Genomic DNA, 12,058 nt, shown 5'->3' on the forward strand with positions numbered 1-12,058 from the left:
TCAAACTCTCCAAATTGGTGTTTGACTTGCTCATTACTTTTTTATCGCTTTTTCTCACGATTCGTTAGAATCGTAAGGGCAGTTTATTACTCGTTGTTCAGTTTTCAAAGAACAATCTTTTCTTTCGTGTCAACCGCGTGTTTCGTATCGGCGACTTTTATAATATAACACATTCGCCCAAGTTAATGCAAGCTTTTTTTTAATTTCTTTTTTTGAAGCTCGTTCGCTTACTCTTGGCGCGAGAAGTAATATATCACATAATCAATAAATGAGTCAACCTTTTGTGCAAATCTTTTTTAATTCGTTACACGACCACCCATTGAAGGCCAACGATTAAAGCTACCCCAGGGGCACCTAAAGTAATGACGGTTCCTATTGTAAAGGGATTAAGCGGTATATACATCCCTGGAATCAGTCCTGAGTAATTCAACAAATACAATAGTCCAGCTGCCAAAACAAGATGCAATGAAAAACTGCGAAGCCATCCCCACGATAACTTATTTTTAAATAAGACTGCTGCTAATAAGAAGGAAGATACAATAAACATAGTTAGCCAAACCGCCTTCATACCATCACTCCTCTCCAAGCCGGCCAGTTATTACTTGTACGCTTTGCCAAACGAAGCAGCATCTCATATCTCTTCTCCGCTGTTATCATACAATGAATGGCATAATCGATTTGGTCTTTACCTACTGCGTAATTAAAAAAGCGGTTTGCATTCTCCCATTCCCGGTGTGCCTCTACAATTTCCGCTCGAAGCTCTTCCATATCATTGAGCTCTTTTTTTACCTCGATCGACTGCTTGTTCATCACGAAAACCCCTCCTAATATCCTGACCACATAAAGTTCTTTACTATATGTATAGGCTTGGACATCAGAATAGAACGAGATATTGATCAAAGCATCCTGCTAAAACAACAAAAGCGACAGACCGAGTAACCCTCGTCCTGCCGCTTTCTATTTTGCTTAATGTTAGTTTAATTCTCTTCGACCCTCTAATGCTTTGGATAAGGTAACCTCATCTGCATATTCAAGATCTCCGCCTACAGGCAGTCCATGTGCGATACGCGTAATCCGAATTCCAAATGGCTTTATCAACCTCGATAAATACATCGCTGTCGCTTCACCTTCAATATTTGGGTTCGTTGCAAGTATAAGCTCCTGCACTCGTTCATCGCTCAGCCTTCTTAATAACTCCGCAATGCGAATCTCATCTGGGCCAATACCTTCCATAGGTGAGATTGCCCCTTGAAGAACGTGATACTGCCCTTGATAGTCCTTCATCCGCTCGATCGCGACAAGATCCTTCGATTCTTGAACGACACATATAATGGAGTTATCGCGAGATTTATCCTGGCAGATTCTGCATGGGTCTGTATCGGTTATGTTGCAGCAAACCGAGCAATAGAACAAATTGCGCTTAACGCTTACTAGCGCCTTCGCAAAATCGATGACGTCGTCTTCTTTCATTCGAAGCACATGAAACGCCAGACGCGCGGCCGTTTTAGGTCCTATACCCGGTAATCGCGTAAAAGCATCAATTAATTTCGCTATCGGTTCGGGGTAATACAAAACTGGGTACAGCTCCTTTCAAGCAAAACCGCTTCCGCTTCCTAGAACAATCCCGGAATTTTCATTCCGCCAGTGAATTTACCCATATCCTTATTCGCCAAATCGTCCACTTTAGTTAGTGCATCGTTAACAGCAGTAAGTACAAGATCTTGTAGCATCTCTACATCTTCTGGATCTACTGCCTCAGGTTTAATTGTTATGCTTAGAAGTTTTTTGTGGCCGTTCGCAGATACGGTTACTACTCCGCCGCCTGCAGTACCTTCAACCGTCTTTGTTTCTAGCTCTTCTTGAGCTTTCATCATTTGATCCTGCATTTTTTTCACTTGCTTCATCATTTGGTTCATGTTATTCATCTAAAGTCACCTCATCATTAGAATTTAATCTTTATCTTTCACTACAACTAACTCTTCACCAAAAAGCTTTACAGCCTCTTCTACCCATACAGGGCGACTTGCAGCTTGTGGTGCAGCAGAAGATTCAGGCTCAAGCTGAAGCGTCTCACTCTTCTGTGCAGTTACACCTTGTGCTGCGGCGGCTTGCCAATCCTTCATCATAACGGTAACGATTCTGAATGATCCGCCGAGCACATCATGCATGACTTTCTCAATGATTTCACGATTGGCTGGTTTCTCCGTCGTTTCCCGGTGCATCGTATTCTTGAATGCAACGAGGATAGCATCATCAGAAGAAGCGACAGGCTCGCCATCCTTCAACCAAGCGTGAACTGTAATCTTGGCATCCTTAACGCCTTGCAGAACATCATTCCATTTCATCCTGAATTGATTGAATTCAGGACTGCCTGCTGATGCTAGGTAAGGGTCAAGCTTAACGGCAGATCGCATGACACCGCCTGATCCGCCAAATGAACTGCGAACCGCATTTGTACGTGCAGCCTGCTTGCTCGCCGCGCTGTCAGCCGATGAGGAGCCACTTCCGCCAGACAACCCATTTTGGAGAGCTGTCTCAAGCTTTCGCTCGAGCGCCTCAATCTGCTGACGCAGCCGCCCTACTTCTGCCGATTGCGCATTGGATGAAGCTGCATGAGCCGGGCTTGCAGAAGCCGGCACACTTGTAGACTGTTCGTCACCTAACGTACAAAGCTTCATAAGGGCTACCTCAAACAAAGTTTGAGGCTGCGACGCATGCTTCAGCTCAACTTGGTAACGATTCAACGTATCGATCATTAAGAACAACCTTGCAGGAGTAAATGCCTCTGCCATTGTTTTGAAGCGCTCTGGATCAACAATTCGTTCTGTTACTGCTCCTCCTTGCGGAGCTAGCTTCATAACCAATAAGTCACGGAAGTAGTAGATTAAGTTTTCCATACATTTATCCGCACTTTTACCGGCTTGCATCAAGCTTTCTACGAGCGGCATAACCGCTGCGACATGACGATCCTTAACAGCCTCAGCAAGCTTGTAGAAATGATCGGCGGCCATACCGCCTGTCACATCTACAGCAGCATCAAGTGTTATACGATCTCCCGCAAAAGCAGATACCTGCTCAAGCAAGCTTATCGCATCGCGCATACCGCCTTCTGATAGTCTTGCGATGTATGCAAGCGCATCTTCGTCAGCTTGTATGCTTTCCTCTCGGCAAATCTTAAGCAAGTGTTCTGTCTGCTCTTCAAGCGATACCTGTCTGAAGTCAAATCTCTGACAGCGCGAAATAATCGTAGCAGGCAGCTTATGCGGTTCGGTCGTCGCCAAGATAAAAATCACATGCCCCGGCGGCTCCTCCAACGTCTTAAGCAAGGCATTGAAGGCCTCAGCCGTAAGCATATGTACTTCATCTATGATATAAACCTTGAACCGCACTTCTGAAGGGGCATATCGGACTTTATCACGAATATCACGAATTTCGTCAATACCGCGGTTAGATGCAGCATCAATCTCGATTACATCCATAATATGCCCTGCGGTAATCCCTATGCAAGCATCACATTCATTACATGGTTCTTCAGCGGGACCACGTTCACAGTTAACCGCTTTGGCCAAAATTTTCGCGGCGCTTGTCTTTCCAGTTCCTCGCGGTCCATTAAAAAGATAAGCATGAGATACGCGCTGCTCGCGAATTGAATTTTGCAGTGTTTGGATAATATGCCGTTGTCCAACCATGTCCTGAAACGTCTGCGGACGCCAGGCACGGTATAAAGCGATATGTGACACGCAGACCTTTCCTTTCAAGTTAGAAAATAAAGTACCTTCTTATATTTAAAATAATTGCTAATTCCTATTATACAACAACTGTGTATCAAGCAAAACTTTCTTTTAACCGAGTTTACCCTATTAAAATAAGATGTATAAACAAAAACACCCGCATTCGCTATTTCCGACAAAAACATCGAACAGCGATCACAGGTGCTACTTTTGTTATTTAGTAATCTTATTAGAAACTTTTAGTACCGTGCACCTACTCCTGATAAATACGACCCAGGCGGCATCCTTGCACTACAGCTCGAGCCAGGCACTCCTCCGGCACATGAACTAATTTGCTTATGGCTGCTTCCTTCCGGACCTGACCAGGTTCACAAACGTCCATTGCGGAGGACCCGACTGTCAACACTGCTCGCAAGTGCCAAGACCCTACATCAGTATAACCTCAAGTAGGAATTCAACCTCGCTACAGCGGATTGCGAGTTACAGGGCACCGCTACCTCCCCATCTAGCACGGCAAAAATAAGTATAGCTGATTCTGTCCCAAAGCGCAACTCACGTATGAAAATCGATCAAATAAGGTTCAACTTATTTTTTGGCTTCTACATGAACCTTGTACCGCGGCATATTATACTCCACAACTGATTGTGCTTTAGCTCGCAGCTCTTCTACTTGAGCGTCCGACAAGGATTTATTCACTTGTACATTCACATGAAGATCCGTTCCGTTAAAATATATTTGCGTATTCTCAATGCCTGCAATCGGCTTCAACACCTGCTCAACAAAGTTCCCGTCAGCATTATAATTAAGATACTGATATCGATTCGGTAAATTGGGGTTGCTGTTGGAATATCCCATGTATCCATCATGACCGTAGGTTTTCAGCCTGTTTTCTTGCTTACTTCTCCCATTGCCACAGCCAGAGAATACCATAGCTAACAAAATCAGACTTACCGCCAAGATTGCAAATTGAAATAAACCGAATCGCTTTCTCACTTCGAATGGTTTCTTATTCAATCAAAAAACCTCCCTTCTAACCAATAGGATGGCTGAGGGAGGCTCTTGTATTCTGCCAAATAAAGGCGGAACGATTTGTAGGATTAAATACCGTATTTCTTCTTGAAACGATCGACGCGACCGCCAGCATCCAGGAACTTTTGCTTACCCGTGTAGAATGGGTGGCATTGGGAGCAAACCTCTACGCGAAGGCTCGGTTTAATCGAACCCGTCTCGAAGGAATTTCCACAAGCGCAAGTTGCTGTAATGATGTGGTATGTCGGATGAATAGCTTGTTTCATCTCGTTCACCTCTTTCTGCCCTGAATCGCATGCGGATCCAGAGTTAAATCGCACCCTCGAATTATAGCATGAACTGATTTACAGTTGCAATCCAAAATCGCTCATATGTTAATATTAGTTGAATTTACCGTTCAACTGGTACTTATCGACGATAGGCCATAGGCGGTACGTGTGTATAAGAACCAATAACAACATCTGGAAGCTCTTCGCGGAAAATTTCAAGCATTTGCTTCATTCCATATATCTCGCCTTGGGCTTTCGGAATAAGCGCCAAATAGCTCTCAGGATCGATATTTAAATTTCGCATCTGGATAAGCTTAAGTCCCGTACGCTTAACAAATCCAATCATCGCTTCAATTTCTTCCTCGCGGTCAGTAACCCCTGGGAAAATCAAATAGTTGATGGACGTATATACGCCATTATCAGATGCATATTTTAGCGACTTCTCAACATTTTGCAAATTGTATCCACGCGGTTTGTAGTATGCATTGTAATGATCATCAAGCGCACTGATCGTGCTTACGCGCATGAGATTAAGTCCTGCATCAACAATCGCTCGCATGAAATCAGTCAAACCGGCATTCGTATTAATGTTAATGTAGCCAAGTGAATTTTGACTGCGTACACGCTTCATGGCCTCGACAATAATTTTCGCTTGCGTTGAAGGTTCTCCTTCACAGCCTTGGCCAAAACTAATAATCGATTCGGGCTCGCGCAAATGCTCCAGCATAATTTCAACAATTTCATCAACAGTCGGCTTAAAGTTCATCCGTGTCTGCGGAGCGACAAAACCACTATCATCCGGTTGTTCCGAAATGCATCCGAAGCAGCCTGCATTGCAGGAGTACGACACAGGAACTGCTCCCTCCCATCTTCCTAGAAACGTGTTGGAAGAGGTTAAGCACTCGTATCCTAACGCACAGTTCGACAAATGCTTATAAAGACGATTATCCGGATATTTAGCAAGAATACGCTCTACTTGAATGCCAAGCTCGCCACGGTCGCAATTAAGTGGGTCCCATCTCTCCGGATCATCACTTTGCTCAGCCGTTACATAGAAGTTACCGTCTTTCCATACGACAGCTGTATAACCGAATAATGGAAGCTTCTCATTCTTATCTGCTTTCACATAACCCGGCAAGCAAAGACGAGTAAATCCTTGCGGAAGCAAAGCGCCGACTGCCTGAGCACCGCCCTGCAGCGCCTGCATCTCGCCTGTACTTGGATTAAGTCCGATCGGCCTAGTGAATGGCAAGCTAACGAGCGTCGCACCATTAGGAAGCGGAATCAATTCCTCCTCCATAATTTCGACGATCATATCGCCGCTTCTTCCCAAGGCTATAAAATCTGGATGGTCAAATAAATTTCCTTTTTCATCCGCATATACGAGATTCATGTTGTTCTCCTTCCTGCGGTCTTACGATCCGTGCGTAGTTCTAGGCGTAGGCCGCCTGCTGGTCGTTGTGGAACTGCTCTTAATACCGGACCGCTCCGGCTTCGCTTCAACTGTTGTATCAAGAGACATAAGAAACTGTTCGTTGTTCTCACTATCTTTAAGCTTCTTCAAGAAATTATCGACATAATCAGGTGTGTCCGTCATGCCTCGACGAATAGCCCAAACTTTCTCAAGCTCTTCTTTCGTGAGCAGCATCTCTTCACGTCTAGTGCCTGATCTGCGCAAATCAAGAGCTGGGAAAATACGACGCTCAGAAAGCTTCCGATCTAGATGAAGCTCCATATTGCCCGTACCTTTAAATTCTTCATAAATGATATCATCCATACGCGAGCCCGTTTCGATCAGCGCAGTTGCAAGTATTGTCAAGCTTCCGCCTTCTTCAACGTTTCGAGCCGAACCAAAAAACCGTTTTGGACGGTGGAACGCTGCTGGGTCAATACCGCCGCTAAGCGTACGGCCAGATGGAGGAATAACCAAGTTATACGCCCTAGCAAGACGGGTGATACTATCCATCAAGATGACAACGTCCTTCTTGTGCTCGACCAAACGAAGCGCTCGTTCAAGTACCAGCTCTGCCACTTTAATATGGTTTTCAGGCAGCTCATCAAACGTGGAGGCAATAACTTCGCCTTTCACGGAACGCTGCATATCTGTAACTTCCTCGGGACGCTCATCAATAAGCAGAACGAACAATTTGATATCGGGACGATTTTCTGAAATGCTGTGGGCGATTTCTTTGAGAAGCAATGTCTTACCCGTCTTTGGAGGGGCTACAATTAGACCGCGTTGCCCTAGTCCTACAGGAGCGAGCAAGTCCATCATTCGTGTGGAGAGTTTCGACTGTGTCGTCTCAAGCACTAGCTTCTTTTCTGGATAAAGTGGAGTAAGCGCAGGAAAGTGCAGTCGTTCAGAAGCCGTTTCTGGATTTTCACCGTTTACGGCATTTACTTGCAGCAAACCGAAGTAACGCTCATTTTCTTTTGGCGGACGGCATTTGCCTGATACGAGATCTCCGCTTCTTAGGTCAAACCTGCGAATTTGTGATGCTGAAATGTAAATGTCTTCCTTACTCGGTAAATAGTTAATAGGCCGTAGAAATCCGAAGCCCTCTGATAAAATATCAAGTATGCCTTCCATGAACATAAGGCCGCTCTTCTCTGCCTGTGCACGTAGAATTGCAAAAATCAATTCCTTCTTCTTAAGCGTTCCGTAATAGGGAACTTGAAATTGCTTCGCTAATTTGTAGAGTTCTGTCAACTTCAACTCTTCTAGATCGGCGATCTGAAGGTCTGTCATGTTCTCACCACTTTATTCAATTTTCATTATGATTTTGTATATCTAGTAAAATCATAGGATTGATTATCCATCATTGCCGAATTAGACGCCGTCTATTCCACAGCGTCTGCATCGTCCCATTCCTTATGATGAGGCTTCTGTTTCACGCCATACTTCCGCACCCAGTCGGCATAAATTTTCTACTAGATTATCATAACCTCGGTCAATATATTCGACGCCCGAAATTTCAGTAACGCCTTCTTCAACAGTCAGAGCGGCTACAACAAGTGCAGCGCCCGCGCGTAAATCAGCTGCCATTACTTTAGAAGCTGTGAGCTTTCCGCCCTCAATTACAGCGGAACGGCCCTCAACACGAATGTTGGCCCCCATGCGACTTAGCTCAGGAACATGCTTAAATCTGGTGCCATATACATAATCGGTTAAAATACTAACCCCGTTCGCTTGCGTGAGCAAGGTAGTCATCGGTGACTGCAAGTCCGTAGGGAAGCCCGGATAAACGAGTGCTTTTACATCAATGGAAGAGTAATGAGGCCCACCAATAATCCGGATGGATTCATCCATTTCAATAACTTGAACACCCATCTCTTCAAGCTTGGCGGTCATTGCTTCCAAATGCTTTGGAATGACATTATCAATAAGGACATCGCCGCGAGTTGCTGCAGCTGCAATCATATACGTACCGGCTTGGATTCGATCAGGAATAATAGAATGGCGGCAACCATGCATCTGATCGACACCTTCAATCCGAATCGTCTCAGTTCCGGCACCTTTGATTTTTGCGCCCATGGCGTTTAGGAGAGTAGCTACATCTATAATTTCAGGCTCTTTTGCCGCATTTTCAATAATCGTCAATCCCTTAGCCCGTGAGGCCGCGAGCATAATATTAATTGTGGCTCCAACACTCGATACATCGAGATAAATCTTCGCACCACGGAGCTGCTCGGCGTGAATTCGAATTGATCCATGATCATTGATTACTGTAGCACCCAATGCTTCAAATCCTTTAATATGTTGATCGATTGGCCTCGGTTCAAAGTTGCAGCCTCCAGGCAATCCAATCGTTGCTTCACCAAATCGTCCAAGCATTGCACCCATCAAATAGTACGATGCGCGCAGCAATTTCACTTTACCATTTGGCATAGGCTTCGAGACAAGTTCAGAAGGATCAATACGCATCATGTCGCCGTCACGCTTTACGACAGCGCCAAGCTCTTGCAAAATCTCACTATATACAGCTACATCACTTATAATCGGCAAATTATCCAACACAACTTCTGACTCTGCTAAAATAGCAGCAGGTACAAGTGCCACTGCACTGTTCTTGGCACCACTAATTTGAACGGTTCCGCGAAGCGGCCGTCCACCGCGTATCATCAATTTCTCCATTTAATTATATTTCCTCCCGTAGACTTGGAAGAGAATAAAGGAAAAACCGCCAAAGCAAGCGAGTGTTAAACCCACTGGCCGTTATGAGGCGGTTTAATTCCTTTGCTCCTGTTTTACTCGTGGTTGTTGCGTCCGAACAAACGGATTTTCCCTTGATTTACAGCCTACATCGCGCTGCGAGCAGGTGTCAAGTATCGACGTGGTTGCATCAGCGTTAGCTTAGAGCTCATCACGGATTGTATTTGTTAAAGCAGCTTTGTTCTCTTTGTTAACGTTAGGTCCGCTAAGCAATTGGAAGACTAACCAACTTATCATTCTGAGCCATTATAACATAATGCGCCTTGAAATAGTAAAGCTTGTTTTACGATTATCAACAAATGAAAAAAACGACATCGCCCTCAAGTAAAAGACGATGCCGTTTATTCACTAAATCAGGAACCTATTGCAAAGCGACTTGTGGAATTACCGCCTCGCAGCTGCATATTTACAGCAATTCGCATCTCATCGATGTCAAAAGGTTTCGTAAAATGCATTAACGCTCCGAGATCCGTCGCTTCTTTAATCATATCCAATTCACCATATGCGGTCATCATTATGACTTTAATGTTTCTGTCGATCGCTTTCACGTGCTTCAAAATTTCCAGACCATCCATACCAGGAATTTTCATATCCAACAGAACAAGATCTGGAGCATCGTTCTTAACGATTTCTAAAGCCAGCTTGCCATTAGACGCTTGGAACGTATTATAACCCTCGCTGCTGAAAACTTCCATAAGCAATACGCGAATACCGTTCTGATCATCAACGATCAACACTTTCTTCTTATCCAACTCCAAATCCCCCCGCAAATGAGCTTACCCATAAAAATGGCCAACTCTTCCATAATCGTTAATATATTCGCTTAAGTGGGTATATAATCCTTCTCAGTATGAGAAAAACTTATCAGATATTGTTGTAGAATATGACATTGATCGAAAATGCTGTAAATTATTCAGAATAGTTAAGCGCAGCTTGTACAAAACCGCGGAACAATGGTTGCGGACGGTTCGGTCTAGATTTGAATTCAGGGTGGAATTGAACAGCCAAGAACCAAGGATGATCAGCCATTTCCACAACTTCAACAAGGCGTCCGTCAGGGGAAGTTCCAGAAATAGTTAAACCTGCTGATTCAATTGCTTCACGGTACTCATTGTTAAACTCATACCGATGACGATGACGCTCGTAGACAAGCTCGTCGGCATATTCACGCTCTGCAAGCGTACCTGATTTCAGCTTACATGGGTAGAGACCTAGACGCATCGTACCGCCCATATCTTCAACATCCTTCTGATCCGGAAGCAAATCAATAACCGGATACGGCGTGGATGAATTAATTTCTGAACTGTTCGCACCAGCTAGTCCAGCTACATTACGAGCATATTCAATAACAGCTACTTGCATGCCTAGACAAATACCGAAGAATGGGATTTTGTTCTCGCGAGCGTATTTAATGGCTGTAATCTTGCCTTCAATACCACGATCACCAAAGCCGCCTGGAACAAGAATACCATGAATGCCCTTCAGCTGTTCCTCTACGTTCTCTTCTGTAAGCTCGTCAGCATGCAGCCAACGAATTTTCACTTCTGAATCAGAAGCAATTCCTGCATGCTCAAGAGACTCAGCAATACTTAGGTATGCATCGTGCAAGGAAACATATTTACCTACGATTGCGATTTCAATCTTCTTGTGAAGCGATTTTACGCGTTGAACCAAACTTTCCCATTCACGCATATCCGGCTGTTCTGCTGTCAGTTTCAGATGGTTGACAACGATCTCGTCAAGACCTTCCTCGCGAAGCATCAATGGCACTTCGTACAGCGTCGAAGCATCACGGCATTCCACAACAGCATTTGCATCGATATCGCAGAACAAACCAATCTTGCGTTTCAAGTCTTCTGCTAGAGGATGCTCTGTACGGCATACGATGACATTCGGCTGAATGCCAATGCTGCGCAATTCCTTAACACTATGCTGCGTAGGCTTTGTTTTCACTTCGCCTGCGGCTTTAATGTACGGAATAAGTGTAACGTGGATGTACATCACATTATCACGGCCGATATCACTTTTAATTTGACGAATGGCTTCAAGGAAAGGCAAGCTTTCGATGTCACCGACTGTGCCGCCGATTTCTGTAATGACAACGTCAGAGCCCGCTTCTTTGCCTGCGCGATACACACGGTCTTTGATTTCGTTCGTAATATGCGGGATAACCTGAACTGTTCCACCTAAGTAGTCACCGCGGCGTTCTTTGGTAATTACGTTGGAATAGATCTTGCCGGACGTCACATTATTGTTCTTCGACAGGTTAATGTCAATGAACCGTTCATAGTGACCGAGATCCAAATCCGTTTCTGCGCCATCATCGGTAACGAATACTTCTCCGTGCTGGTATGGACTCATCGTTCCTGGGTCCACGTTGATGTAAGGATCAAACTTCTGAATCGTTACCTTGAGGCCCCTGTTCTTCAACAATCGGCCGAGCGAGGCTGCTGTAATCCCTTTGCCCAAGGACGACACTACGCCGCCGGTTACAAATATATATTTGGTCACTGTGATGATACCCTCCAAGCTCTTATGGTTAATGTTTAGGTTTGCCCATTTACTCGATAAACATGGATGCAGATACACTCTGCCCATCCATCCAGTTTGTGGGAATGATTCCTACAGACCCATCCCTCACAAACAAAAAAAGTGACACCCGTAGCAACGGGGCACTTTTCCTTTTTTTGGCATATATAAAAATACAAGCAGGCACCAACCTTACGTTATGCCCTACTTCTATTTCACAGCGATACTAGACCTTCTCGCCAAAAGACGAAACTAGTCGTTTACGCTTGTATGCGTTATTTGTTAAC

At 44.6% G+C, this 12,058-nt stretch carries 12 protein-coding genes and 1 other RNA gene; all 13 read right to left on the reverse strand.

Going from position 1 to position 12,058, the window contains the following annotated elements:
* Nucleotides 1-304 precede the first annotated feature (304 nt).
* Nucleotides 305-568 (reverse strand): pro-sigmaK processing inhibitor BofA family protein, encoded by a 264-nt coding sequence (locus AC0YN6_RS27180; RefSeq protein ID WP_475750947.1) that lies wholly within the window; start codon nt 566-568, stop codon nt 305-307.
* Nucleotides 565-810 carry a DUF2508 family protein gene (locus tag AC0YN6_RS27185; RefSeq protein ID WP_475751050.1) on the reverse strand — a complete coding sequence of 82 codons (246 nt, stop codon included), beginning with the start codon at nt 808-810 and terminating at the stop codon, nt 565-567. The genes AC0YN6_RS27180 and AC0YN6_RS27185 overlap by 4 nt, the downstream gene beginning before the upstream one ends.
* Before the next feature lie 162 nt (nt 811-972).
* Nucleotides 973-1,572 carry a recombination mediator RecR gene (gene recR, locus AC0YN6_RS27190; RefSeq protein WP_475750949.1) on the reverse strand — a complete coding sequence of 200 codons (600 nt, stop codon included), beginning with the start codon at nt 1,570-1,572 and terminating at the stop codon, nt 973-975.
* Nucleotides 1,573-1,613: 41 nt separating this feature from the next.
* Complete coding sequence (locus tag AC0YN6_RS27195; RefSeq protein ID WP_054025909.1) at nt 1,614-1,925, reverse strand: YbaB/EbfC family nucleoid-associated protein; 312 nt, start codon at nt 1,923-1,925, stop codon at nt 1,614-1,616.
* 24 nt (nt 1,926-1,949) lie between these two features.
* A complete protein-coding gene (dnaX, locus tag AC0YN6_RS27200) occupies nt 1,950-3,740 on the reverse strand; it encodes a DNA polymerase III subunit gamma/tau (protein ID WP_475750951.1) in 1,791 nt (596 codons plus the stop codon).
* Between the two features lie 236 nt (nt 3,741-3,976).
* Nucleotides 3,977-4,245: signal recognition particle sRNA large type (gene ffs / locus AC0YN6_RS27205), an RNA gene on the reverse strand.
* A 71-nt stretch (nt 4,246-4,316) separates the two neighbouring features.
* Nucleotides 4,317-4,745, reverse strand: coding sequence for a hypothetical protein (locus tag AC0YN6_RS27210; protein ID WP_475750953.1), 429 nt, complete (start codon nt 4,743-4,745; stop codon nt 4,317-4,319).
* Nucleotides 4,746-4,828: 83 nt separating this feature from the next.
* Nucleotides 4,829-5,026, reverse strand: a complete 198-nt coding sequence (rpmE, locus tag AC0YN6_RS27215; RefSeq protein ID WP_053373265.1) for a 50S ribosomal protein L31 — start codon at nt 5,024-5,026, stop codon at nt 4,829-4,831.
* 142 nt (nt 5,027-5,168) lie between these two features.
* Nucleotides 5,169-6,422, reverse strand: coding sequence for a radical SAM family protein (locus AC0YN6_RS27220; protein WP_475750956.1), 1,254 nt, complete (start codon nt 6,420-6,422; stop codon nt 5,169-5,171).
* Between the two features lie 21 nt (nt 6,423-6,443).
* Nucleotides 6,444-7,778: a transcription termination factor Rho gene (rho, locus tag AC0YN6_RS27225; RefSeq protein WP_475750958.1), complete on the reverse strand. Its 1,335-nt coding sequence runs from the start codon at nt 7,776-7,778 to the stop codon at nt 6,444-6,446.
* Between the two features lie 123 nt (nt 7,779-7,901).
* Entirely contained in the window at nt 7,902-9,164 is a 1,263-nt protein-coding gene (locus AC0YN6_RS27230) for a UDP-N-acetylglucosamine 1-carboxyvinyltransferase (RefSeq protein WP_475750960.1), read from the reverse strand.
* A 431-nt stretch (nt 9,165-9,595) separates the two neighbouring features.
* Entirely contained in the window at nt 9,596-9,994 is a 399-nt protein-coding gene (locus AC0YN6_RS27235; protein ID WP_076271590.1) for a response regulator, read from the reverse strand.
* 157 nt (nt 9,995-10,151) lie between these two features.
* Nucleotides 10,152-11,753 (reverse strand): CTP synthase, encoded by a 1,602-nt coding sequence (locus AC0YN6_RS27240; protein WP_475750962.1) that lies wholly within the window; start codon nt 11,751-11,753, stop codon nt 10,152-10,154.
* Nucleotides 11,754-12,058: the final 305 nt, after the last annotated feature.

This window comes from Paenibacillus sp. J22P15 (genome assembly GCF_056269345.1).